Source organism: Pantoea sp. alder81, from assembly GCF_020179835.1.
Taxonomy (GTDB): Bacteria; Pseudomonadota; Gammaproteobacteria; order Enterobacterales; family Enterobacteriaceae; genus Pantoea.
Genome location: NZ_JAIUDA010000003.1, coordinates 229,012 through 251,940, shown reverse-complemented (window position 1 = coordinate 251,940; position 22,929 = coordinate 229,012). Strand labels below are relative to the sequence as shown.

Below are 22,929 nucleotides of genomic sequence, written 5' to 3'. Positions count from 1 at the left end.
TTATTGCGCTATATAAATCATAACGCTCAGTTGATAATCAATAACAAAACTATCAGATGGGTGGCAATATGGATGGATTATATACCGCATCCGGTCTGAATGATAAAAACGAATTATGGCTAACATACCATTATCTGGTGCGGCAGGAGGTATTACGCCTGCAAAAAAGATTACCGGCTAGCGTAGAGTTCGATGATCTCATTCAGGCAGGGTCAATCGGATTTATTGCTGCTGTTGACAGTTATGATGCGAAGAAAGGCTTCACGCTCAGTGCCTGGATTACACAACGCGTGCGCTGGGCGTTGATCGATGAACTACGAGAACGTGATTGGGTGCCGCGTCGCGTCAGAACCCATTCTCGTGAAATATCTGCTGTTATCCAAATAATGGAACAGGAGCAGGGCGCGAGTGCAAGTGAAAGGGATATTGCCAATCGAATGGGCGTATCACTGCGGGATTTTCAGCAGATGCTGGCAGATAATAATTACAGCCAACTGTATTCGATGGATGAATTGCAAGAGCATTATGCCGATCTGTGGGAACAGGTTGATGAAGAACATACCTTGCTAAATCCCCTGCATCACTCAATTCAGGGGGATTTGATGGAGCGTATTGCTGACTACATACGCTATATTCCTGATCGGGAGAGGCGCATCTTGTATTTTTATTATCACTATGATCTCAATATGCGCGAAATTGCCCTGATTCTTGACATTACGGAGACACGAGTGAGTCAGCTTCACAGTCTGGCAATAAAACGTTTGCGCAGTCGAATGGATTATGATGGAGCAATATGAAGTGATGAAGCACCTGTCAAGCTGTTAAAGGACAATATTGATAATTAATAAGAATTAATAACATTATTGTTTTTAATAATCATTGGGTTATGGTTGGTTCCTGATTCGAGGTTTTTCTGGCGTATTGTTACGGGAAATTCTGATGGATATCATTTTTCCATTGCTGGATGCGGCTCAATCGTCGGTTGTTAAGATGCTCGATGGTAACATAGACGTTCACTCTATGACCTCACGATTATCAGCATCACATGGGGAATGGATATTCATTTCTTAATAACTTCTGCTTTGCACGATAAAATAAGGTGTTATCAATGTCTGACTTTGATGAGTATCTTCAGCATATCCACGATATGAATTTATCTTACCTTTTGCTGGCGCAACAATTAATTCGACAGGATAAGTTTGCGGCAGGTTTTCGCCTTGGCTTATCGGAGGCTACTACCGAGAATCTCAAGGCTCTGACGTTACCCCAATTGTTGAAACTGGCCTCGACCAATCAATTCATTTGCCGCTTGCGCATAGATGATGAAGTCTTGATTGAGAATCTCACGAAAGATTCGAGGATTGAGGCACTACAGAAAATTCACACAGGCATTATCTTGTCGACGGATTTACTTAATTCACTCAATAAAGAGCCTGTGGCTGTGGATTAAGGTGGCGAGATGTATCAAAGAAATTTATTGCAGGAAGTGCATGACAATCATATCGCCATAGAGTTGATTTCTCTTGGTGCACGTATGCAAGTTCTAGAGTCTGAGACATCCCTGAGTCGACGAAGATTATTACGTTTGTATAAGGAGTTACGAGGATGTCCGCCGCCAAAAGGCATGCTGCCCTTTTCCGAAGATTGGTTTATGTCGTGGGAGCAGAATATTCACTCGTCGATGTTTTACAACATTTATCTGTATTTGAAAGCGACGGAAAATAGCCCGCCGATTAACGTATTGATGAAAACCTATCGGCTCTATCTGGAACAGTGTTGCGGCCAGAGTCATGTGAAGCCTAAATTAAGTCTGACGCGCGCCTGGACATTAATTCGCTTTGTTGAGTGCGGCATTATTTCCCGTAAAGCGTGCCGGATCTGCCATGGAGGATATGTGGTCATCACCGAGAACATCAAAAAACCCTTTACCTGCAGTTTGTGCAGCCCACCCGCACGCGCCAGTAAAAAATCTCAGGTTGACCACGTTAATCAACGGCATATTCAGGCCGCCGCCGCTTTTATGCCGGTCATTGCCTGAGGCGCCAGTCCTATTATGGTGACAAGAAAGTCATACACCCGCGGTCAGTTTGGCGCGGGCTATCAATAATACATGAAGCAATCGTGTTAGGTGTTTTTGGATATATAGTTGTTATATATACTGTATTTTGCGAATTTATGTTGGCGAACAGCCAAATGACCGTGCTGTTTCAATCTATCAAACTGCTGAACATTGGCGGAGTAGGTAGCGTAGCGGCACCGCGCAATCTTTTACGCTACCTGGCAGATGCGATTGCATGGCAGAATAGCCGCTCGTTTAGCAGGAGGGTAGGTAATGACCGACGAAATCGACCAGCGTATCTACGAATTAGTACGTCGCTACGACGGCGTCTATCTGTTTAAACAAAAAACGCTGACGCCACAGATCGATATCGATACCGATCTTAACTTCGAGCGTGAAGAAGCGCAGGCGTTAATGGACGAGTTTTTCAATGAATTCGCGGTAGAACGCAGCGGATTTTTGATTGATACCTACTATCCGGACGAACCATCACTGGCGCAGATCCTGAATCCCTTCAATAAGCGAGAAGTCCCAGTTGTGCCGGACTTTACCCTGGGTATGCTGATTGAATCTGCCAAAGCAGGGCGTTGGCTTTATGAGTAATGCCAACGCCGCGCGATCACTTCACATGCACGGTAAAACCACTTTCTCCTTCCGCTAACGAATCTTTCAGTGTTAATGCGGAGGATTGTATAGTCGCCGCTATTCTGCTGACGAAAGACAATCGGTGCCGTGTCCGCCAGCAAATTGTGGCATCGCTGTCGATCGGATATCAGCGCAAAAAATTCACTTCTCCCGCGCCCTAAAAATCATCACACTAGCCACCTTTACCGTTATGGAGTGATGGCATGAAAACCCGATTGCTGCTGGCGTTCGCACTGCTCACCAGTTTGAGCGCGCCATTGCTGGCAGATGAAGATGGCGTCTCCTTCAGCCATAAAGACTGGGAACTCGCCTGCGACAATACCTTAACCTGCCGCGCGGCGGGTTATAGCGCTGAAGAGGGCGCTGGTGGTTCAGTCCTGCTCACGCGAGAGGGCGGGCCCAATGCGCCAACCCATGGACGCGTGGTGCTGGCTGATACTGGCGATGATGATTCTAAGCAAGTGGATGCACTGGCGCTGTGGATTGATGATCACGCGCAGGGCGAGGTCACCAAAGCCGAGAACGATGAGTGGACGCTGACCGATGCGCAAACGCTGGCGCTGATTAATGCCATCAAAGGCAGTGGCAAAGTGGAGTTTCGCGGCGGCGAAGAGCCGTTCGAGCTTTCCAGTAATGGCGCCTTTGCCACGCTGCTGAAGATGGACGATGCGCAAGGTCGTCTGAGTACGCCTGGCGCGCTGGTGCGCAAGGGCAATAAGCCTGAAAACAGTGTGCCTGCGGCGGTCGCAATGCCGGTGATTCAGCAGGTTAAAGTCGAGAAAGCCGCGCCGCGTCCGTTGAGTGCGGATGAACTGGCGCTGCTCAAGCCGAAGCTGATTGCTTCACTGACCGATGACGACAGCTGCGATAATCTGGATCCTACCGATGATCAACCCGAAGAGGGCGCTGAGCCGCTCACGTTAACGCCAGTGGATGACGCGCATGTGCTGATTGCCGCGCTGTGCTGGCGCGGGGCCTATAACGAAGGCTATGGCTATTGGCTAATGGATCGTGCGCTACAGGGTAAACCGCAGCTGATCACCGATTCCGGTTCAGATTACAGCGAAGGCATGATTTCCGAGGCACAGAAAGGGCGCGGCATTGGCGACTGCTGGAGTACGGCGGCCTGGGTATGGGATGGCAAGGATTTCGTGCAGAGCAGTGATGCTACCACCGGCATGTGTCGTGCGATTCGCGCTGGCGGTGCATGGCAATTGCCGACGCTGGTCACGGATATAAAGCCTGCATCCTGAGATGACGGGGCGTACTCTGGCGCGCCCCTCTCATTATTTCGCGTTATTTACCGCAACACTGTTTGTACTTCTTACCACTACCACACGGGCAGGGATCGTTACGGCCGGTTTTCTCACCCGCGAAGTGTGGCAGTTGGGGTTCCGGATCGGGCTGTGCCATGCGCTGTTCCTGCCAGTATTCATGCAACTCCAGCGCCGCCGGGCGAATGGCGTCAATGCTGGCCTCAAACTCCTCTGGCGAGAAGGCTTCACGCTTTGCCAGCTGCGCTTCACTGCCGTGCAGCGTGATGGCGGCCATCGCCGGTTGCAGGCTTTCTGGCAGCTGATCCCAATCCGCATCTAACGCCACGCCGCGCAGATAGCCATAACACCAGTCTTCCACCACAGTGAACTCCTGACCTTCCATCTCCTGCATGCCAAACAGAGGATCAAACTGCTCCGGAAATTCAGCCAGACGCTCAGCAATATCATTGAAGTGCTGGAAAATCAGCGCCATAAAGCGATCCATTTCACGCTCGTTGGCCCATTTTGGAATGTGCTTTTTGTCACCCCACAGCGCCACCAGCCACTCACTCGGTTCGATATCGTTCGGGCCGGAGAGCAGTGCCGTCAGCATGCCGTCCAGCTCGGAGGTATCCACCACCGACTGTTCATTGCCGTATTTCTCCAGCATATCTTCCAGCCAGTTCAGTTCTTTCTCGGTTAACGGGCCTTGGTTCATACGGCATCTCCTGTGCGGTGCGGGTAGGCAAAATTTTGACGGCGCGATTATAGCGGGAAGCGGCACGGATTTACCGCTTTTTGCATATCGATTGCTGAAGCATTCCTAAAAATCATTCGCCATAACATATTGCGCAACAGTATTGGCTGGAATGGAACGCCAGTGGCAGCGTAAACGCAGAACTTTACTGCATTAAGGACAAAATTGTATGGCGGAAATATTGCCGGTGCTGGATTTGGCATTGCTGGAACTCCCGGATGCTGACCAGTCGCCTTATCTCGCCGAACTGCGCTCCACGGCACGCGATGTCGGTTTTTTCTACCTGATCAATCATGGCATCAATCCTCAGCTGCTGCAGAACGTACAAAGCATCACGCAGGCGTTTTTTTCCCTGCCGGATGAGGAGAAGCAGCGCGTTTCGATGATCCACTCGCCGCACTTCCGCGGCTACAACCGGGCTGGCGTGGAATATACCCGCGAGCAACGCGACCAGCGTGAGCAGTTTGATATTGGCGCTGAACGTGTGGCGTTAGCGTTACAAACGGGCGATCCCGCATGGAAGCGTCTGCAGGGGCCAAATCTATGGCCAGAGGCGCTGCCGCAACTCAGGCCGGTGATCCACGCCTGGCAGCAGGCGATGACCGGTATTGCACTGCGCCTGCTGCGTGCGTTTGCCAAATCGTTGTCGCTGCCGCCAGATGCATTTGATGCACTGTACGGCACGCATCCCAATGAACATGTGAAACTGATCCGTTATCCCGGTCAGTCCAGCGATGCCAGCCAGCAGGGCGTTGGCGCGCATAAAGACTCTGGCTTCCTGACGTTTCTGCTACAGGATGAGCAGCCCGGCTTACAGGTCGAAGTGACGCCGGGCAACTGGGTGGATGCATTGCCGAAACCGGGCGCCTTTGTGGTGAACATCGGCGAATTACTGGAGATTGCGACCAATGGTTATCTGCGTGCCACGGTACATCGCGTGCTGTCACCGCCTGCACAAAAGGAGCGTGTTTCCATCGCCTTTTTCCTCGGTGCCCAGCTGGATGCCGAAGTACCACTTTATCAATTACCGCCGCAGCTGGCGGCTGAAGCGCGTGGGCCGACCAGCGATCCCACCAACCCCTTGCTGCGTGAAGTGGGCTGGAACTATCTCAAAGGGCGTTTGCGATCGCATCGCGACGTGGCAGCGCGTTACTACGCCGACGCCCAGAACACCGTTCAATCATAATAAAAGTAAGGAAAGCACATGACTAAAAAGGTGATAGCCACGCTGGTACTGCTCTCAGTATTCAGTACCTCTGCTTCGGCAGCCGCATTGCGCGTGGCGGCCGATCCGGTGCCGCACAGTGAAATCCTCAACCACATCAAACAAACCGATAAAAAGCTCGACCTGAAGGTGATTGAGCTCAACGGCAATCTCAACGCCAATGAATTGTTAGCGCGCGGCGATGTGGATGCAAACTACTTCCAGCATGTGCCTTATTTGCGCGATCAGGAAAAAGCGTTGGGAGAGAAATTTGCAGTGGTGGCGACGGTGCATATTGAGCCGTTGGGCATTTACTCGCATAAAGTTAAATCCCTGAAAGATCTGCCTGATGGCGCGCAGGTCGCGGTTCCTAATAATGTCACCAACCTCAGCCGTGCGCTGTATCTGCTGCAGGATAGCAGTCTGATTAAGCTCAAAGGCAGCAACGCCAGTTCGCTGGTGACGACGGCAGATATCAGTGACAACCCGCATCATCTGAAAATCATTGAAATCGAAGCACCACAGCTGCCGCGTGCACTGGATGATGCGCAACTGGCGATCATTAACGGCAACTACGCGTTACAGGCGGGGTTAGTGCCATCGAAAGATGCGCTGGCGCTGGAGCAGGCAAAAGATAATCCGTACGCGAACGTGCTGGTGACGACGCCAAAACTGGCCCATGATCCACGTGTTCTCGAATTAGCCAAAGATCTGGAGTCAAAGCAAACTGCTGAATTTATCAACCAGCACTATCAGGGTTCGGTAATTCCGGTGAACCCATAATCCCGCCTCGCCACCTGTTTCTGGCAGGTGGCGATTCTCATCTTCTGTGTTATATTTCGCCACAAACACCCATCGCACGTTTTGCTAAAAATAAAAAATATCTTATAAATCAATTGTTATGAAAACTTTCACCAGGAATAATCGGTGATGCGCTGCATCATTCCGCGATCGCTGCTGTTGTGCTCCAGTTTGCTATTGAGCGCCTGTGGCACGCTGTCACAAACTTCTGCGCCGGTCGGCGATAAAGTCTATCTCTCCCATGCGACTTTCAATGAAAACGTCGATGACATCGTGCGGCATTACATGCAGCAGAAGCAGGTGTCAGGCATCAGCATTGCGATTATCCATCAGCGTCAGCCTGCAAAGTTTTACAGTTTTGGCGTGACCGATGCGGTGCACCGTTATCCGATTACGCCGGATACGCTGTTTGCGCTTGGTTCTCTCAGTAAAGGCATGACGGCGGAAGTGATTATTGAGCTGGTGGATCGCGGTGAGTTGCACTGGAATGATACGCTGGCGACGCTACTCCCCGCGAATGTGCCACTCAGTGAGGATGCGAAACGTATCACGCTGCTGCAGTTAGTGACTCACACGTCTGGCTTGCCGCGCCAGGATATGGATCTGCCGATGTTTATGAAATTTATGGCTTATCTACGCAGCGGTGAGAATTTTTACGGCAATCTGGACAGTGATGCGGTGCTGGGTTATCTGTCTGATTTTGACGCGCCAGCCAAACCGGCGGCACAGTATTCTAATCTGGGCTATGCGCTGCTCGGCTATATCCTCAAACATCGTTTGCATCAGGACATCGAAATCCTGGCGCAACGTAATCTTTTCCAGCCGCTGGGTATGACCAGCAGCAGCTTCAAACCGCAGACCCTGCGCGGTTACCCCTGGCGCGCCCTGGGGCATGCAGGCGATCAGCCGAAACTGATTCCGCGAGGTGAGCTGACGCCGGATTGGGCATTCAGCAATAACATGGTGGCGGCCGCCAGTCTCTACAGCAATGCGCGCGATCTCATCCGCTATCTGGATGCGCACCTGCATGAGGGTGCCAATACGTCTATCAATGCGGCTTTTGCGCAGGTCAATCACGGTTACGAGAAACATGGCAATCAGTCGCAGAATATTGCCTGGGTAACAGACACCTATGGTGATCAGAAAATCACTTACCAGGTGGGTTACATTGGCGGTTATTCCAGCTTTATCGGATTTGATAAGCAAAATGGTAATGCCATTGTGGTGCTGCAGAATGCCTTTAACTGGAGTAACTATCTCGGGATTGCCCTGCTGATGGATCTGGCGCAGAAAAACCAGGCTGAGTAAAAAAATGGTTGCTTGCAATTTTGCTGCGCCAAAAAACGCCTTCGCTGAGGTATGCTGTGCAGCGAATTTGACGCGCAAAGCGCGCCGGGGGAACCTTCTGCGTGCTGCACTTGTCAGTAAATTGGACAGTTAATAATTAACCAGAGTGGAAATCACCAATGCGCAGGACACATGTCACCCTTCTTTCTGCAGGAATTTTTCTGGGCGCTTTAAGCCTGACTCCAGCCGCACTGGCTGCAGGCGAGCAAACGGATAACGTACCACCGCCACCTCAGGTGCAGCAGGTTGCGCCTGATGCACAAACTCAGGCACCTGCAGCAGATGCACCTGCCAGCAATGAACCGGCCGAATCTTCCGGTGATGTGGCACCGATTCGTCCATCACAAAATGGCATGCAGGATGCACCCGTAGGAAAGAATAACTACGACCTGAACACCATTATCATCGACTACAAAGAGTACAAGGTCGGTGATGTGGTGCCGGATGAGTACCGCAAAAAGCAGTACACCATCGTTGAGTGGCAGCCGCGCCATCTGCCGGCACCGCAGCCTGGCACGCACTGGGCGTATATCAACGCCAACTACATCCTGATCACCGATGACAGCGGCAAGATCGTGATGGGTAAATCAGGCGATATCTTCTTTAAAGGTTAGTCCTTTGTCGCGGTGGCTATCAGGCCGCCGCTACTTCACGTCCAGGCACTGCGCGATGCGCGCGACGCCAGCAATGATTTGGCTGGTACTGCTGTTGCCGTATCCGAGCACCAACCCTTGCTGTTTCTCCTCTCCCAGATAAAACCCCGACAGCGCACCGGGCGCATAGCCGCTGGTCATCAGACGCTCCACCACTTCTGTATCTTGTTGTTCATGCGCAAGTCGCAATACCAGATGCATGCCGCACTCGCCGCCCAGCAACGACGTCTGCGCTCCCAGGGTTATCAACAGCGCTTCGCGCAAGCTGGTTTGACGCTGGCGATAGAGACGGCGCATTTTGCTCAGATGGCGGCTGTAATCCCCGCTGTTAATAAACTGGGCCAGCGCTTGCTGTTCGGGGCGATTTCCCCCGCGCAGTAATTCATGCAAGGCCGGACGTAACAACGCCAACAGCTGGGGCGGTAGCACCATAAATCCAATGCGAAGTGCCGGAAACAGCGTTTTACTGAACGATCCCACGTAAATCACCGGTGATGGCTGCATCATGCCTTGCATCGCAGCGATCGGTTCGCCGCTGTAGCGGAAATCACTGTCGTAGTCGTCTTCGATAATCCACGACTGATGCTGGCGCGCTGTGGCGAGAAGTGCCAGACGACGAGGTGCGCTCATCACCACGCCTGTGGGATATTGATGAGTTGGGGTGGTGTAGATCAGTCGCGGCGGGCGCTGTTGCCAGTCACTGGGTTGCGGCGCCAGGCCTTGTGCATCCACCTGAAGAGGCTCAACGCGCATATCCCCAAGGCGCATGGCGGCTTTTGCTCCGCGATAGCCCGGCTCTTCCACCCAACCGATTTCGCCGCGCTGGCTCAGTAGAGACACGCACAGCGTCAGCGCCTGCTGTGCGCCTTCGGTAATGACGATTTGCTCCGGTGAACAGCGGACGCCGCGCGCCAGTGCCAGATGTTGGGCCAGTGCGGCACGCAGAGTAGGCTCGCCGAGCGGATCACCGTAGCCGAGGAGTTGTTGTGGCTGATGCTGCATCACGCGATTGAGCGTGCGTCGCCACTGGGCCAGCGGGAAGTGTGCCAGCGCGGGAACGCCGGGCCGCAGCGCCATCTCCTGGCTTAAGGGCCGGTGGTGGGAACGAATCTGCGCCACTCTTGGTGGTAACAGAAGGTCACTGGCGCTGACGTCGTGATGGGAGGTGGGGGGCTGCTGCGCGAAAGGACTGATGCGGCTGCCCTGACAATCACTAACCAGAAAGCCTTCAGCCTGTAGCTGTGCCCAAACGCCTGTTACCGTATTGCGAGACACCTTAAGGTCGGCAGCCAATTGACGTGTTGAGGGCAAAGGCGTTCCTGCGGAGATCGCGCCTGTCAGAATGGCCTGTTTAATGCGCTGTAATAGCTGCTGCTGCAGCGTAAGCGTGCCGTCGGGAAGTAACGGTGTCAGTAACAGGCTGTGCAATTCACTCTCATTCATTGTGATTGTTCGTGGATCCATAAATTTCATTGAATGTGGTGCTTTTTAACATGCCAGCAAACTGGCACGCTGTGCAACTGGCATTCACTGACAAGGGAATAGAGCGATGACGCAATACACGAACCAGTACGGACAACCGGTAGGTGCGCCTCTGCCAGAGTGGCAATCGCGCAGTTGGCCCGCTTATGAGACCTTTACCGACCACTACTGCCGACTGGAACCACTCAGTGCTGAGCGCCATGGCCGCGAACTCTATGTGGCTTATGCGCAGGCCAGCGACGGGCGCGACTGGACCTATATGTTTGCTGAGCCTTTCACCAGTGAGGAGGCTTATCTTGCCTATGCCAGAAAGATTGAGCAGGGACACGATCCCATGCACTTCGCGGTGATTGACTTGCACAGCCAGCGTGCCGTCGGGACGTTGGCGCTGATGCGTATCGATACCACGCACGGTGTGGTGGAAGTGGGGCATGTGGCGTTTTCGCCGCTGCTTAAACAAACCCGCATGGCGACGGAAGCGCACTATTTACTGATGCGTTATGCCATTGAACAATTGGGCTATCGTCGCTACGAATGGAAATGCGACAGCTGTAATCAGCCCTCTCGCCAGGCAGCATTACGGTTGGGTTTCCAGTTTGAAGGCATTTTTCGTCAGGCAATCGTCTATAAAGGCCGCAGCCGCGACACTTGCTGGTTCTCCATTATTGATGGGGAGTGGCCGCAGTTGAAACAGGCCTTTGAGCGCTGGCTGGCAGCAGACAATTTCAATGAGGATGGAACGCAGCGCGCAAAGTTGCAGGCGCTGCGCTAAGGGCATGTGACAGCCGGGCGAGGTGCCCGGCTCAGTTGCTTAACAGATATTTGGTGGTAAACGCGATCATTGTGGTGGCGATAGTAAACATGATGCGCCTCATCCACACATTGTCTTGTTTTAGCTCCGTGAAACCAATCTGCATGCGTTGATCTAATTCGTTAAATTTAGCATCGTGCTGGATGAGTTTTGCATCAATTTTCTCAAACCGCTGGTCGATCTTTTCAAATTTTTCATCAATTTTTTCAAACCGCTGATCGATCTTTTCAAACTTTTCATCTATTTTTTCAAATTTTGCATCTATCTTTCCAAATTTCGCATCGATATTTTCAAATTTCACATCGATTTTGTCGAATCTTTCATCGATTTGGTCAAATCGCTGATTGACCTCCGTTTCGAATTTGTCGAAACGCCCTTCAAGAGAATCAATGCGATGGTGGGTCGCTCTTTGTTCCCGTACCAGGATTTCCGTTGCTTGCGACAAGTCGAATTTGGTTAAGGCATTTTCTTGCTGCATGTCAGCAAAAATATCTACCATGACTTCGGCCTGCTTGTCCGCAACGCCCGCATCCTGCAACGCTTTATAGGCTTTATGAGTGTTGAGCATTGTCAATATCATCCTTATTTCCTCTGGTGTCGCTCCATGAAGAGGTAAGCGTATCCAGAGGGTGATAGTTTCTCAATGTGACGATATGGATTTTGCGCGCCGCCTCGAAAAAAATCAATGCTTACAATGAGTAACGTGAAGGGCTAATAAAAAAGGCCTGCACGCAGGCAGGCCTTGATTTGTGAAGGAAATCGTTAACGTTACGGCTGTGGAATTATTTTTATCTCTACCATACCGATACCCAATTTACGCGGATCCTGGCCCGTAATGTTGCCATCGTTGGAGAGCTGGGGCTCCGGCGGCGAGATAATCAGATTGTGGCTGCCGTTAGGATTACTGAAGTGCAGCGTGGTGGTAGAGAATTCATCTCCGAGATTCAGTCTCTGCTCCTCATCACCGACGCGCACCGGGATGGGCCTATGTGCATTAGGGCCATAGGCGCGTGCGGTGATCACCAGATCAAAACGGGCGGGCAACGGATCGACATATTCGATGTTCACTTCCGGTGCCAGATTGGCATTCGACCACCTGCCCCAATTCTCGGGCCGTGAGATTCCGGTGAAACCTTTCACGCCAGTGGGTGCGCCTGGCACGGTCAGCAGGAAGCTGTCGGCGTTATAGCGAATCGCATTATCCTCCACGCGAATCTGCTGCTCGTTAAGTTGATAAGTGGCGGCACTCACTTCGGCTTTCGGGAATTGAGCTTTACCCTTCCACTGCGGTTTATCAATGCGCATCACCGTCGGTTTTGCGCCCATCTGGCCCATGGCGACACAGAGATCGGTAGAGAGTGCCAAATCAGGCTGCCATAAGCGGCCCATCTTGAAGCAGCGATCGACCCAGACGAATTTATCCGAGGAGGTAAAGTCGGCGAGCTGGTAGCGCAGCGGGGCAGAGTATTCGCCTTCTGGCAGCGGCTCGACGCGATCCTGCCCGACGCGGAACAGAATCGGCAATTTGAAGGTCGATCCGGAGAAGCTGAAGGTGTTTTTCTGCTGGTCGACGGTAAACGTATCCATCTTACTGGGGAAATTCCACAGCTGAATGATATCGGCTTTCCATGCCGTTACCTTCTGCGCCATATCATCAAACTGTGCCGATAAGGACGTCGAAGAGAGGCCGCTGCGGCCGAGGCCAATCGCCTTATCACCGCCCAGAATATCCAGTACCGTCGCGCCGTTATCCAGGGTGCTGCGTTTGCCATCCAGCACTTGCGCCTGTGGCTCGTCACCACGAATCACCATAAACAGATCGCGGCGCGGCTGCTTAATCAGATACTGATGCGCGGTGTTATTCATGGCCAGATGATCCGAACTGACCACGATGATGGTGTTTTTAAACCACGGCGACGCTTTGATGCGCGCAATCAAACGCGCGACATGTTCTTGCGAGCAGGTCACTGCGCTGAAGGATTGGTTCGGTTTGCCGTCGTAGCTGTAACTTTTGCGCTGACAGGTGCGCGAGATAAAGCCGTCAGGATGATGGGTGTCCACCGTCAGGGTAAATAAGGCAAACCGCTTTTGCTGACGTGAAAGTTCTTCGTATTTCTCAAACACTTCGTCCATCACCGTGTCATCGTAAAAACCCCAGTTGTTGCGATAGCTGGGATCGGCGACGCGGCTGATGAGCTCCTGCGAGCCGTACATGTGTGCGGGCGAGAAGCCGTGCGACAACAGGAAGGTGTCCTTACCGGCAAAACGTAAATCCGCGCCCTGAATAAACCAGTTTTCATAACCGGAGTTCTTCAGAATATCGCCGAGGCAAATATTTTGTGGGTAGAAGCTGGAGAGCGAGGCCGAGGCGTTGCCATCAAAAGGCGCAAACAGGGGAATACCGCATTGGGAAGCGACCATACCAGCAATAGTGTAATCGGTGCCCGGTAACTGCTCAGTTTCACTGAAATCAAGGCTCTGGTCTTTCTCTCGGCTCAGTTCCGGCGCGAGTCCAGGAAAGGCATGCTGATCAAAATAAGTGCGCTCAAGGCTTTCACCATAGATGTACACCACGTTGAGTTTGGGCTCGGGAATCGTCTTACTGGGCGTATGGTAGTAGTCGTCGAAATCAGAGTCGGCCAGGCGAGAGTGCGAGGCAATAAGATCCTTCACCTGACGAAATGCAGGTGTGGTTTGCACCGAGCCAGCGGCGCAGGCGATAGCCAGTAAACTCCAGCCTAAATGATGCGGCCGTTTGCGACGGCGAAGTAGCCAGGACAGCAGGCAAAACAGCAAAAACAGACCAATGATTAATCCAATGGCGGGCACCACATATTTACTGACGCCCGCGCCCGTCAGGCTGTTGGTCAGGGTATACAACACCGCATCGGTGATGCCATCGCCGGTAAAATAGTTGCTGGCAATGAGTGTGGCATTGAGCACGATAAACAGCGCGAGCAACACTAAAATCAGGATAAACCAGAATTTATTTCGCCCGGCCTTGTAGGAGTAAACGGCGATTGCCGCCAAAAAGAGTACAACCGAAACCAACTCGGACAAGGTTTTATCCTCACATAAAATAGTGACGCCATCCTTGCGCCCTCGGCCCTCTTTGGGGGTTATGCGCCAATTTATATGGGCTGTCACAGTGCTGCAACATAACCATACAGAATTGTGCGGCGGGTTACGATTCGTTTAAGGCAGGTTTAGATTGACTATGGTTTGACCTGGCAGCAACGCACGCGCCGCTGCCAGCGAGGGGGGAGGGAGGATCAGAGCTTGCCAGTGAGATACTGCGCTTCACCGTCGGCAAAGCTCCAGTCACCTTTGCTGTTGGTGATAAAACTGATCATCAGATCGTTGCCCTGCACGCCACAATTTTCCTGCAACTCGCGAGCTAACTCTGTCATGAACAGCGTTTTCTGTTCTTCACTTCTTGGGCTGGTGTAAACACGCACCATCACCAGGTTATCGGTCCGCTCGAAACCCAGCCCGGTATCCTGGAACACCATCTGATAGCGTTTATTTTCATGAACAATCTGATAGCGATCGCGCGCGGGTACTTTGAACGCGGTTAACACTGCACGGTGCGCCGCATCCAGTAAGGTACGAATCTCTGATTCAGAACGGCCCTGAATCACGTCAAAAGTCAGTAACGGCATAAATAAACCCTCGTTTTTGCTCACAAGATAAGAGTAGGATGTGGCTCTATGCTGCCGCTTGCTGCAGGAAAGAAAAAGCGCGCTGGTTGAAATGATTATTTATTATTTTGAACAATCCATATGAAAGAAATCAAAACTGATGCGCTCTGGGTGCATTTGCACTGGCTAACCGTACTGGCTGAACTGGGGAGTTTTACCCGTGCAGCTGAACGATTAGATGTCAGCAAAGCGGCCATGAGCCAAAAGATAAAAGAGCTGGAAGAGATGGCGGGCGTGTCACTGGTGCAGCGCACCACACGCAGCGTGCGTCTGACCTCGGCGGGTGAAAAACTGGTGGATGAGTTGCGCGATCCTTTCGCGCGCATCGCCCAGAGCTTTTTCAGCGTACGCGATGAAGCCGGGCCGGTACGCGGCTTAGTGCGGGTCAGCGCGCCGGTGGCGTTTGCACGTCAGCAGCTGGTGCCGATCATCGGTGATTTTTTGCGAGAGTATCCGCAGGTGCGGCTGCAACTGGATGTCACCGATCGGTTAGTGTCGTTGGGCAGTGAAGGATTTGATCTCGCCATCCGCCACAGCCAGACGCTGCCGGAAACCCATGTGGCGCTGCCGCTGTGTGAGACGCGTGCGCTGTTGGTGGCCTCGCCGGCTTATCTGGCACAGAACGGCGTACCGCAAACGCCCGAAGCGTTGCAGCAACATAACTGTTTGTACTACCCGCGCGGGCTGGAATCACCCCAGTGGCGCTTTCGCCCGGTGAGCGGCGGGAGCGAAACGGTCCAGGTGAAGATTCAGGGTAACTTTGCCACCAATAACAGCGAATCCATTCGTGACGCTGCATTGCAGGGATTAGGCATTGCGATGTTACCGGATTTCAGTGCCACAGCGGCACTGGCCGCAGGCACGTTGCAACAGGTTCTGCCGCAGTGGCAAACCGTGGATGCTTTCGCCGATCGGCTGTGGGTGGTGCGCCCGTATGCAGCACAGGTGCCACGGGCGGTAACCACCTTTATCCACTGGCTACGCGCGCGCTTTGTTGATGGGTGAAGCCAATGTCATCGCGGCAGGCGGCTGCATCATCTCACCCAGCAGACTGCTGCGATTGTAATTGCCTAAACGCAGGTTGAAGTCGAGATGCATCTGTTCGTTGCCGCTGAGCTTAATGACCGGTGGCGGCGTTAACGGACGTTGATTGAACAGAATAGCATGCGCAAATGCCTCGCTTTTCCAGCCGCTCAAACGCTGATAATAGTAGGCATTTGCTTCGCACTTGCGCAGGTAGAGATTCACCCGACGATATTCCCGCATGGCTGCCTGTTGCGCCAGTGAGCCCAACTGCTGCTGCGGTTGATCAATTTTCTGGGTCAGCAGCGCATAATCATCACGCTTAGAGAGTTCGTTGAAATAATTCAACTCCCCCAGGTGTTTGATCGGCGCGTACTGTTTTTGCCATTCGCGAATAAACGGGTTATTGGGTGCTGCTGCCAGGAACCAGTTTTCAATCACCGGTGCCAGATAATTGACGGTAGAAATTTCACGATAGTAACCAATCACATCCATGCAGCGTTCTTGATGGGCACGATGCACCCAGGAAAGATCTTCAAATAACAGCGTGCTGCAATCAATGGCAATACCGCCGTAACGTAATAACAGCTCCAGACGAATGACTTCGCTTTTTTGCTGCTCGCTTAATTGTGTAGACGTAAAAATAAAGTCCGGTAAAACTTCTTTTACCGTTAATCGGTTGAGTAAATGAATATCATGATCAGAATTATCTTTGCGCAACTTTTGAATATTTAACATCATTGATTTCGGTAAATATTCATTATCCCAATACATCCAGACTTTTTTCGGTATTTCTGGCAGCGATTTCTCGCCAGAAAACAACACGATATTGTCCTCTTCGCTGGGATCGTACTCCGGCGCGCAGAGCGCAGTATGCTGTTTTTTCTGCAATAATGTCTGGCTGGTAAAAGCGATTCTTTTCCAGTTCTGCCAGAGCGCGAGCGCTGGCTGGAGACGTTTCTTATTCATAGTGCACCTGATTATTGTGATTATGGTGGCAAGGATTCCCTGATGCTGGCAGCTTGAGCGCTCTTATGTTTCCTCACGGCTGTGTGTAAAAAGTACTCACCTCAGCTTAATAAATCATTCTGCTCTTAGAGGCTATTACTTTTTTTTGCTTTCAGATAAACCGGAAAATGAAGGATCCGTTATGCATAAAATTTTACGAAAATAATTGAATGGCCAACTGATTTTATAATTTATATCCTTTAGGACTATTCCTAATAAAATAACCTCTGCATCGCGCAGGCTGTGGCTTAGATAAAAAATTCCTATATTGAGATGGTTTAAAGTGGCTACATTTTTCACTGGCCTGGCAGGGATTTGCCCCCTGTTGATGCAGGTTAACTACGCTTAAACGAGGTGGTTAACCCAAAGGAGGCACTATGCAGCCACACAACCGTGGATTACTGGCGGTCGATAAACAGGGGAATCGGGTATTGTTTCTCGATCCCGACACCTTTGCCGTGCAGCAGGAGCTGAATGCATTTCCGCCGCGTCCGCATGAACTGCTGATGTTGCCCGAGCAAGAGAAAGCATATGTGCCGATCTATGGTGACGGCATTCATGGCGATAACCCCCATCCCGGTCACAAAGTGGCGGTGATCGATCTGCGCAAACGCCAGATTAACGGTTTTATCGATTTATCCCCCTTACAGTCTCCGCACAGCGGTCAGTTGGGACGCGACGGCAAAGTTTATCTGTGTTGTGAAAACAGTGCGGCCGTTGCGGTGATTGATCCCTTCACCGACAAGGTAGAGAAAATCATTAAACTGCCGTCGCACAATGCGCATCGTCTGACGCTCTCGCCCAGCGGGCGTAAATTGTTCACCGAGAATGAAGAGGACGCCAGCATTACGGTGGTGGATCTCTGTGAGGCGGAAGGGCGCATCATCGACAATATTCTGCTGCCGGGGCCGATTTCCGGCATTGCAGCCTCGCCTAAGCACCCTTATCTGGTGGCCAGTGCGGCCGACGCACCGTTGTTGTATGTGGTCGATCGGCAAAGCCACCGTATTCGCCAGCGCATTAAACTTATGGCTCATCAGCAGCCCTGCCAGGTGGTGCGCTTCAGTGCCAACGGTGAGCGTTTGGTCGCGATTGGCGATCAGGAACCGCTGATCACCCTGTTTGACGATTTGCTCAATCCATTGGGGGATATTCAGGTGGGCAATAAGCCGATGGATGGCTGTTTTAGTGCCGATAATCGTACGCTGCTGATTGCCAATGAAGGCGATGGCTCATTGAGCGTCATTGATTTGCTGCAAATGAAAGTGATTGCGACACCAACCGCGGGAACCGGTTGTGAGGTGCTGAGTTATTTCCAGTTAAACTGACGGAATGACACATTCAGCGTGGGGCGGCGCTTGATAGCGCATTTATGATGTCGATGTCGATGTCGATGTCGATGTCGATGTCGATGTCGATGTCGATGTCGATGTCGGGCGTCGCGGGGTGCCCTTTAAATAAACGGGCGATGGTAAATCGCGCTGCTCCAGTGGCGGCTACTGGCATGTTTTTCCGCCTGCCAGCCGCGTTTGCGCAATTCCCGGGCGATCATTTTGTTCATGATGCCGTGGCCCACCAGCAGGACCGTTCCTTGTTTCGACAACGCCACCAGCTTATCTGCCGCCTGGCGTGCGCGCGCTCGGGCATGGGTTAATGATTCTACATGCCCGGCGTAACCGCATAACCACAACAGGCGCAACAGGGCGAGCCAAACGGTCAGCGGCAAGTGCAGGCGTTCAAACGGCAGCAGCGGCATGGCCACTTCACTGAAGACATCATCCACCTCATGCGGTTGCAGGCCGAGACGCGTGAGCGAGGAGCGTGCACGTGGTAACGGGCTAGAGGCGATCACGCGGGCCATCTGTGCGATGGCCATGCTGCGCGGCGGCGGCGAGTCGCAGATATCGGCGAGGTCATAACCTTCACACCAGTCCGCCAGCGCCCGTGCGGTAAAGCGTCCGCTTCCTGGATGGTCAGGTTTGCCATGTCGCATAAGGATGATGGTCATAAGTGTCCTGTCTGATTTTTATCCAGTGTAATGCAGCTGATGGCTGAACCGCACTTGCGAAGGGCTTTTAAGATTAATTCGCAATTGTCATCAAAGCTTAACTGATTTGTGCGAAAAAAAGCGCGATGAAGGATCAGCCGCCACTCAGCTAATGATAAGCAATGCTCGTTAATTACATTTGGGTTAACGCGCTTTTACTTGCATGCATTAGATGTAATGTCATGAATTGACGCCATTTTTGCCTTTTTATCCCGAGTTATAGTGAAGATAAATTAATAATTTTCACTTTTATCACTTGATTTATCTACGCGCGTAGATAGACTGTATCCACAGTGATAACTCACGGTGCCAGAGACAAAGTTGGCCTTGAGATGACGTAGTTACATTTGCCTTACTAATGCGATCGATGAAATAAACATCGGCGAGAACAGGCGGATGAGTGAATTCCAACACCAGGGAATTCTTTGACTTTCATCCAGGTTTGCCTACTGAACGTCGTCACCGGGGAGTTCCGCTTGTTGCAAGGGAACCGTCCCACGGAAGGGCGTTTGCTGTTTTCACCTATTTCAGGGAAAAGGTCATGACGGTACATCAGTCCGTTTCGCAACAAACTTCACTGAGCACCTCTTCAGCTGCTGACATGCGGCTGGAAACCTCCTCTGGCCGCAAAGATTTCTGGCGCGCCACCTTCTCTTGTTGGCTCGGCACGGCTATGGAGTACGCGGATTTCGCGCTCTATGGCCTGGCAGCAGGCATCATTTTTGGCGATGTGTTCTTCCCTAATGCCACACCCACCATGGCGCTGCTCTCCAGCTTTGCTACCTGGTCGGTCGGTTTTATCGCGCGTCCAATTGGTGCGCTGCTGTTTGGCTGGATCGGCGACCGTAAAGGCCGTAAAACCGTGATGATCGCCACCATCATTCTGATGGGCGCATCGACAACCTTAATCGGTCTCATTCCTTCTTACGCCACCATCGGCGTCTGGGCACCGGCCTGTCTGGTGCTGCTGCGCTTTACTCAAGGGCTGGGCGCAGGTGCTGAACTCTCCGGTGGCACCGTGATGCTGGGCGAGTATGCTCCGGTTGAACGTCGTGGTTTGGTCTCTTCAGTGATTGCGCTTGGCTCGAATAGCGGCACGCTGATCGCCTCGCTGGTGTGGCTGGCGGTGATTCAGATGGATAAACAAACCCTGCTGGATTGGGGCTGGCGTATTCCGTTCCTCAGCAGTGTGTTGATTGCCGTGGTCGCGTTGTGGCTGCGTCGCCATCTGCGTGAAACCCCGGTGTTTGAGCGTCAGCAGGCGCTTTTGCAGGCGGAACGCAGCAACACATTGCAGCATGCAGCCGCCGACGTTGATACCCGCGGTTTCTGGCAGCGCAGCCGTGCGTTCTGGACCATGGTCGGCTTACGCATCGGCGAAAACGGCCCCTCCTACCTGGCGCAGGGCTTTATCGTCGGTTATGTCGCCAAAGTGCTAATGCTCGATAAGTCAGTGCCAACCACGGCGGTGTTTATCGCCTCGCTGCTGGGTTTCCTGATAATCCCGTTTGCCGGTTGGATGTCCGACCGCTTCGGCCGCCGCATTACCTATCGTGGTTTCTGCCTGCTGCTGATGATTTATGCCTGGCCGGCATTCAGTCTGATGGACAGCCGCGACCCGGCGATTGTGATCCCGGTGATGGTCGTGGGCATGGCGCTGGCCTCACTCGGCATTTTTGGTGTGCAGGCCGCGTGGGGTGTGGAAATGTTTGGCGTTAAACACCGTTACACCAAGATGGCGGTGGCGAAAGAGCTGGGGTCTATCCTTTCTGGAGGGACGGCACCTTTAGTGGCTGCGGCGCTGTTATCGTACACCGGACACTGGTGGGCGATTGCGGTGTACTTCTCGGCGATGGCGACCATCGGTTTTCTGACCACTTTTGTGGCACCGGAAACGCGTGGGCGCGATTTGAATCTGCCGGAAGATGCGATCTGACGCGCAACAAGCTGTAAATGACACGATGCCATTGGCCGGATAATCCGGCCAATGGCATTCATGCAGAGGCAAGAGCATTGGCAAAATCTCCAGGCGGAAATGTAACGCGCAGTGATGTGGCGAAAGCCGCCGGCACGTCAGTGGCGGTGGTGAGCTATGTGATGAACAACGGGCCGCGCCCGGTGGCGGAAGCCACGCGGCTGCGCGTGCTGGAAGCGATTAAGCAGACGGGCTACCGACCGAATGCGGTGGCGCGTGCATTGGCTTCTGGCAGCACCAAAACGTTTGGGCTGGTAGTGCCGAATATCAGCAACCCCTTCGTGGCCTCGATGGCGCACATGCTGCTGCAGGAGTCGCTGGATCACGGCCACGTCATGCTGTTGGGTGATGCCGGAGACGATCGTAAGCGTGAGCTGGAACTGATTCAGGGTTTGCTGAATCGCCAGGTAGATGGCCTGTTTTATACCAGCGTTGACCGCCATCCTTACATAGATGTGATTCAGGCCAGCGGCACGCCGCTGGTGATGCTGGATCGCGTTGAACCGCGTCCTGGCGTGAGCATGTTGCGGGTGAATGAGCGCGAGGCGTCGCGTCAGGTTACCGAACATCTGCTCAGCCACGGTTATCAGCAGGTTGGCATGATTAGCGGTCCGCTGGAGATGCTGAATGCGCAGGATCGTATTCAGGGCTGGCGCGATGCCATGGCAGAGAAAGGTTTACCGGTAGATGAAGCTCTGATTTTCCCTGCCAGCTACTCGCGACAAGGCGGTTATGACGCCGCAAAACGTATGCTTGTCAGCGGAAAGGTGCCTCGCGCGCTGTTTACCAGCAATGAAGGCCAGGCAATTGGCTGTATCCGTGCGTTCTCTGAGCACGGCTTACGTGTGCCGCAGGATGTCGCACTGGTGTGTTTTAACGGCACCGATCAATCCGCATTCCATGTGCCGACATTAACCACGGTACGTCAACCGCTGCGTGAAATGGCACATAGCGCTATCGCCATGCTGAAAAATTGGGATGGCGAAGCCCAACTGGCGGAGTTTCCTCACCATCTTGAAATCGGTGAGTCCTGTGGCTGCCCGCTTACTCAACAAAAATAAACCTATAACATTATGAAAAGACTGATTATTGATTGTGATCCGGGAAATGGAATTGCAGGGGCGAACACCGATGACGGCCTGGCGCTGGCACTGGCGTTGGCATCACCTTCGCTGTCGGTTGAACTGATTACCACCGTCACCGGCAACACGCCGAGTGCGGTAGGGGCGCAGGTTGCCAAAGATTTACTCCAGCGATTAGGCCTCAATATTCCCGTGGTACAGGGCGCGTTGCAGGCGCTCCGCGAAGATCCTGCCCCCTGGCGCGCGCGCCTTGATGGTGTGAAGGACGCAACCCTCGGTGAGCTGTGGCGGGGCGTGCGGAAACCGCAACTGCTGGCTGCAGATGGTAACGATGCCGCTGGCGTGATGGGCCAATTGATTTGCGATAATCCCGGCGAGTTTACCCTGGTGGCGATCGGCCCCCTGACCAATGTGGCGCAGGCGCTGCAGCGTTATCCGCAAATGGCCGAGTCCGTGGCGGAGATTGTGATCATGGGCGGGGTATTCGCTTTGGATGATTACATTAAAGACACCAACTTTGGTCTGGATCCCGAAGCCGCGCATCAGGTGCTGCACAGCGGAGCGGCCATCACGCTGGTGCCGATGGACGCCACCACACAAACATTGATGACCCATCAGGATCTCAATCGTTTGACAACCAACGACCATCCACTGCCTCAATTTGTCCGCGAAACGCTGCGGCCCTGGATTGATTACTCGATCCGCACCCGTCATCTGCCTGGCTGCTGGATCCATGATGCGCTGGTGGTTGCCTGGTTATTGAATCAGCGCGTGGCGGATGGGGTGGATTACTTTGTCGATATTGAGTTACGTGCGGGCGCGACACGCGGCAAGAGCTGGCGTTATCGTTCGCCACTGCGTCTGGATATTGGCGTGCCGGAGCATACCGGGGCGCTGGTGCATGTGATGCAGAACGTCAACAATCCATTGCTGCTGGAGATGATGGAGAAGGCGTTTAATCAGTTGCAGCGCTGATTGCTTATCACGGAGTGCGGCCCAGATTGTCACACCGGCCGTCCTTCAATGGCACATTCATCACGCCGCATGACATTGCACTGCTGCTCAGCGGTGCAATGTT

At 52.8% G+C, this 22,929-nt stretch carries 23 protein-coding genes; 15 read left to right on the top strand and 8 right to left on the bottom strand.

The features are described from left to right. Positions 1–68: 68 nt before the first annotated feature. The 5 genes from fliA (at position 69) to LBW88_RS10670 (ending at position 3,957) form a co-directional block, all read left to right on the top strand. Positions 69–797 carry an RNA polymerase sigma factor FliA gene (fliA, locus tag LBW88_RS10690; RefSeq protein ID WP_224932372.1) on the top strand — a complete coding sequence of 243 codons (729 nt, stop codon included), beginning with the start codon at positions 69–71 and terminating at the stop codon, positions 795–797. Positions 798–1,108: 311 nt separating this feature from the next. Further along, a complete protein-coding gene (flhD, locus tag LBW88_RS10685) occupies positions 1,109–1,450 on the top strand; it encodes a flagellar transcriptional regulator FlhD (protein ID WP_224932373.1) in 342 nt (113 codons plus the stop codon). Between the two features lie 9 nt (positions 1,451–1,459). Next, entirely contained in the window at positions 1,460–2,038 is a 579-nt protein-coding gene (gene flhC / locus LBW88_RS10680) for a flagellar transcriptional regulator FlhC (protein WP_224932374.1), read from the top strand. A 294-nt stretch (positions 2,039–2,332) separates the two neighbouring features. Then, on the top strand, positions 2,333–2,662 hold the full coding sequence (locus LBW88_RS10675) for a DUF1493 family protein (protein WP_224932375.1): 330 nt from the start codon (positions 2,333–2,335) through the stop codon (positions 2,660–2,662). Between the two features lie 245 nt (positions 2,663–2,907). Continuing rightward, positions 2,908–3,957 (top strand): DUF1176 domain-containing protein, encoded by a 1,050-nt coding sequence (locus LBW88_RS10670; protein WP_224932376.1) that lies wholly within the window; start codon positions 2,908–2,910, stop codon positions 3,955–3,957. 43 nt (positions 3,958–4,000) lie between these two features. Here LBW88_RS10670 and LBW88_RS10665 read toward each other — a convergent pair whose 3' ends face one another. Next, entirely contained in the window at positions 4,001–4,678 is a 678-nt protein-coding gene (locus LBW88_RS10665) for a YecA family protein (RefSeq protein ID WP_224932377.1), read from the bottom strand. Positions 4,679–4,886: 208 nt separating this feature from the next. Between LBW88_RS10665 and LBW88_RS10660 the strand changes: the two genes are divergently transcribed. The 4 genes from LBW88_RS10660 to LBW88_RS10645 all read left to right on the top strand — a co-directional run bounded on the left by LBW88_RS10660 (position 4,887) and on the right by LBW88_RS10645 (position 8,683). Further along, positions 4,887–5,903: an isopenicillin N synthase family dioxygenase gene (locus LBW88_RS10660; protein ID WP_224932378.1), complete on the top strand. Its 1,017-nt coding sequence runs from the start codon at positions 4,887–4,889 to the stop codon at positions 5,901–5,903. 18 nt (positions 5,904–5,921) lie between these two features. Continuing rightward, on the top strand, positions 5,922–6,704 hold the full coding sequence (locus LBW88_RS10655; RefSeq protein WP_224932379.1) for a MetQ/NlpA family ABC transporter substrate-binding protein: 783 nt from the start codon (positions 5,922–5,924) through the stop codon (positions 6,702–6,704). 147 nt (positions 6,705–6,851) lie between these two features. Continuing rightward, complete coding sequence (locus LBW88_RS10650; RefSeq protein WP_224932552.1) at positions 6,852–8,030, top strand: serine hydrolase domain-containing protein; 1,179 nt, start codon at positions 6,852–6,854, stop codon at positions 8,028–8,030. 158 nt (positions 8,031–8,188) lie between these two features. After that, positions 8,189–8,683 (top strand): RcnB family protein, encoded by a 495-nt coding sequence (locus tag LBW88_RS10645; RefSeq protein WP_224932380.1) that lies wholly within the window; start codon positions 8,189–8,191, stop codon positions 8,681–8,683. A 30-nt stretch (positions 8,684–8,713) separates the two neighbouring features. On the opposite strand, the gene LBW88_RS10640 is transcribed toward LBW88_RS10645, so the two are convergent. Further along, a complete protein-coding gene (locus LBW88_RS10640) occupies positions 8,714–10,165 on the bottom strand; it encodes a PLP-dependent aminotransferase family protein (protein WP_224932381.1) in 1,452 nt (483 codons plus the stop codon). A 106-nt stretch (positions 10,166–10,271) separates the two neighbouring features. On the opposite strand from LBW88_RS10640, the gene LBW88_RS10635 reads away from it, so the two are divergent. Continuing rightward, positions 10,272–10,976: a GNAT family N-acetyltransferase gene (locus tag LBW88_RS10635; RefSeq protein WP_224932382.1), complete on the top strand. Its 705-nt coding sequence runs from the start codon at positions 10,272–10,274 to the stop codon at positions 10,974–10,976. Positions 10,977–11,007: 31 nt separating this feature from the next. Here LBW88_RS10635 and LBW88_RS10630 read toward each other — a convergent pair whose 3' ends face one another. From LBW88_RS10630 to LBW88_RS10620, 3 genes are all read right to left on the bottom strand, one after another. Beyond that, on the bottom strand, positions 11,008–11,583 hold the full coding sequence (locus tag LBW88_RS10630) for a hypothetical protein (protein ID WP_224932383.1): 576 nt from the start codon (positions 11,581–11,583) through the stop codon (positions 11,008–11,010). A gap of 200 nt (positions 11,584–11,783) precedes the next feature. After that, complete coding sequence (gene opgB, locus LBW88_RS10625) at positions 11,784–14,075, bottom strand: phosphatidylglycerol--membrane-oligosaccharide glycerophosphotransferase (protein ID WP_224932384.1); 2,292 nt, start codon at positions 14,073–14,075, stop codon at positions 11,784–11,786. Positions 14,076–14,287: 212 nt separating this feature from the next. After that, entirely contained in the window at positions 14,288–14,677 is a 390-nt protein-coding gene (locus LBW88_RS10620; protein WP_224932385.1) for a tautomerase family protein, read from the bottom strand. A gap of 120 nt (positions 14,678–14,797) precedes the next feature. On the opposite strand from LBW88_RS10620, the gene LBW88_RS10615 reads away from it, so the two are divergent. Beyond that, positions 14,798–15,721 (top strand): LysR family transcriptional regulator, encoded by a 924-nt coding sequence (locus LBW88_RS10615; protein WP_200576601.1) that lies wholly within the window; start codon positions 14,798–14,800, stop codon positions 15,719–15,721. Here LBW88_RS10615 and LBW88_RS10610 read toward each other — a convergent pair. Then, positions 15,695–16,708 (bottom strand): glycosyltransferase family 32 protein, encoded by a 1,014-nt coding sequence (locus LBW88_RS10610; protein ID WP_224932386.1) that lies wholly within the window; start codon positions 16,706–16,708, stop codon positions 15,695–15,697. The two genes, LBW88_RS10615 and LBW88_RS10610, sit on opposite strands and share 27 nt — an antisense overlap. A gap of 416 nt (positions 16,709–17,124) precedes the next feature. Between LBW88_RS10610 and LBW88_RS10605 the strand changes: the two genes are divergently transcribed. After that, positions 17,125–18,075 carry a YncE family protein gene (locus LBW88_RS10605; RefSeq protein ID WP_224932387.1) on the top strand — a complete coding sequence of 317 codons (951 nt, stop codon included), beginning with the start codon at positions 17,125–17,127 and terminating at the stop codon, positions 18,073–18,075. 13 nt (positions 18,076–18,088) lie between these two features. Here LBW88_RS10605 and LBW88_RS10600 read toward each other — a convergent pair whose 3' ends face one another. Together LBW88_RS10600 and LBW88_RS10595 are read right to left on the bottom strand one after the other, a co-directional pair. Further along, positions 18,089–18,253: a hypothetical protein gene (locus tag LBW88_RS10600; protein ID WP_224932388.1), complete on the bottom strand. Its 165-nt coding sequence runs from the start codon at positions 18,251–18,253 to the stop codon at positions 18,089–18,091. Continuing rightward, positions 18,201–18,755: a histidine phosphatase family protein gene (locus LBW88_RS10595; protein WP_224932389.1), complete on the bottom strand. Its 555-nt coding sequence runs from the start codon at positions 18,753–18,755 to the stop codon at positions 18,201–18,203. The genes LBW88_RS10600 and LBW88_RS10595 overlap by 53 nt, the downstream gene beginning before the upstream one ends. A gap of 580 nt (positions 18,756–19,335) precedes the next feature. On the opposite strand from LBW88_RS10595, the gene LBW88_RS10590 reads away from it, so the two are divergent. The 3 genes from LBW88_RS10590 to LBW88_RS10580 all read left to right on the top strand — a co-directional run bounded on the left by LBW88_RS10590 (position 19,336) and on the right by LBW88_RS10580 (position 22,826). Then, the gene (locus tag LBW88_RS10590; RefSeq protein ID WP_224932390.1) at positions 19,336–20,730 is read left to right on the top strand and encodes an MFS transporter; all 1,395 of its coding nucleotides are present in this window, start codon (positions 19,336–19,338) and stop codon (positions 20,728–20,730) included. A 77-nt stretch (positions 20,731–20,807) separates the two neighbouring features. Next, positions 20,808–21,830, top strand: a complete 1,023-nt coding sequence (locus LBW88_RS10585; protein WP_224932553.1) for a LacI family DNA-binding transcriptional regulator — start codon at positions 20,808–20,810, stop codon at positions 21,828–21,830. A gap of 12 nt (positions 21,831–21,842) precedes the next feature. Continuing rightward, complete coding sequence (locus LBW88_RS10580) at positions 21,843–22,826, top strand: nucleoside hydrolase (protein ID WP_224932391.1); 984 nt, start codon at positions 21,843–21,845, stop codon at positions 22,824–22,826. Positions 22,827–22,929: the final 103 nt, after the last annotated feature.

What these genes read in the sequence shown, in the direction of transcription:
- LBW88_RS10600 (WP_224932388.1), bottom strand. Translation starts at nt 18,253, where the DNA reads ATGCCAGTAGCCGCCACTGGAGCAGCGCGATTTACCATCGCCCGTTTA.
- flhC (WP_224932374.1), top strand. Translation starts at nt 1,460, where the DNA reads ATGTATCAAAGAAATTTATTGCAGGAAGTGCATGACAATCATATCGCC.
- LBW88_RS10675 (WP_224932375.1), top strand. Translation starts at nt 2,333, where the DNA reads ATGACCGACGAAATCGACCAGCGTATCTACGAATTAGTACGTCGCTAC.
- LBW88_RS10640 (WP_224932381.1), bottom strand. Translation starts at nt 10,165, where the DNA reads ATGAATGAGAGTGAATTGCACAGCCTGTTACTGACACCGTTACTTCCC.
- LBW88_RS10590 (WP_224932390.1), top strand. Translation starts at nt 19,336, where the DNA reads ATGACGGTACATCAGTCCGTTTCGCAACAAACTTCACTGAGCACCTCT.
- LBW88_RS10620 (WP_224932385.1), bottom strand. Translation starts at nt 14,677, where the DNA reads ATGCCGTTACTGACTTTTGACGTGATTCAGGGCCGTTCTGAATCAGAG.
- LBW88_RS10595 (WP_224932389.1), bottom strand. Translation starts at nt 18,755, where the DNA reads ATGACCATCATCCTTATGCGACATGGCAAACCTGACCATCCAGGAAGC.
- LBW88_RS10580 (WP_224932391.1), top strand. Translation starts at nt 21,843, where the DNA reads ATGAAAAGACTGATTATTGATTGTGATCCGGGAAATGGAATTGCAGGG.
- LBW88_RS10665 (WP_224932377.1), bottom strand. Translation starts at nt 4,678, where the DNA reads ATGAACCAAGGCCCGTTAACCGAGAAAGAACTGAACTGGCTGGAAGAT.
- LBW88_RS10615 (WP_200576601.1), top strand. Translation starts at nt 14,798, where the DNA reads ATGAAAGAAATCAAAACTGATGCGCTCTGGGTGCATTTGCACTGGCTA.
- flhD (WP_224932373.1), top strand. Translation starts at nt 1,109, where the DNA reads ATGTCTGACTTTGATGAGTATCTTCAGCATATCCACGATATGAATTTA.
- LBW88_RS10670 (WP_224932376.1), top strand. Translation starts at nt 2,908, where the DNA reads ATGAAAACCCGATTGCTGCTGGCGTTCGCACTGCTCACCAGTTTGAGC.
- LBW88_RS10635 (WP_224932382.1), top strand. Translation starts at nt 10,272, where the DNA reads ATGACGCAATACACGAACCAGTACGGACAACCGGTAGGTGCGCCTCTG.
- LBW88_RS10645 (WP_224932380.1), top strand. Translation starts at nt 8,189, where the DNA reads ATGCGCAGGACACATGTCACCCTTCTTTCTGCAGGAATTTTTCTGGGC.
- LBW88_RS10660 (WP_224932378.1), top strand. Translation starts at nt 4,887, where the DNA reads ATGGCGGAAATATTGCCGGTGCTGGATTTGGCATTGCTGGAACTCCCG.
- LBW88_RS10655 (WP_224932379.1), top strand. Translation starts at nt 5,922, where the DNA reads ATGACTAAAAAGGTGATAGCCACGCTGGTACTGCTCTCAGTATTCAGT.
- LBW88_RS10605 (WP_224932387.1), top strand. Translation starts at nt 17,125, where the DNA reads ATGCAGCCACACAACCGTGGATTACTGGCGGTCGATAAACAGGGGAAT.
- LBW88_RS10650 (WP_224932552.1), top strand. Translation starts at nt 6,852, where the DNA reads ATGCGCTGCATCATTCCGCGATCGCTGCTGTTGTGCTCCAGTTTGCTA.
- LBW88_RS10610 (WP_224932386.1), bottom strand. Translation starts at nt 16,708, where the DNA reads ATGAATAAGAAACGTCTCCAGCCAGCGCTCGCGCTCTGGCAGAACTGG.
- LBW88_RS10630 (WP_224932383.1), bottom strand. Translation starts at nt 11,583, where the DNA reads ATGCTCAACACTCATAAAGCCTATAAAGCGTTGCAGGATGCGGGCGTT.
- fliA (WP_224932372.1), top strand. Translation starts at nt 69, where the DNA reads ATGGATGGATTATATACCGCATCCGGTCTGAATGATAAAAACGAATTA.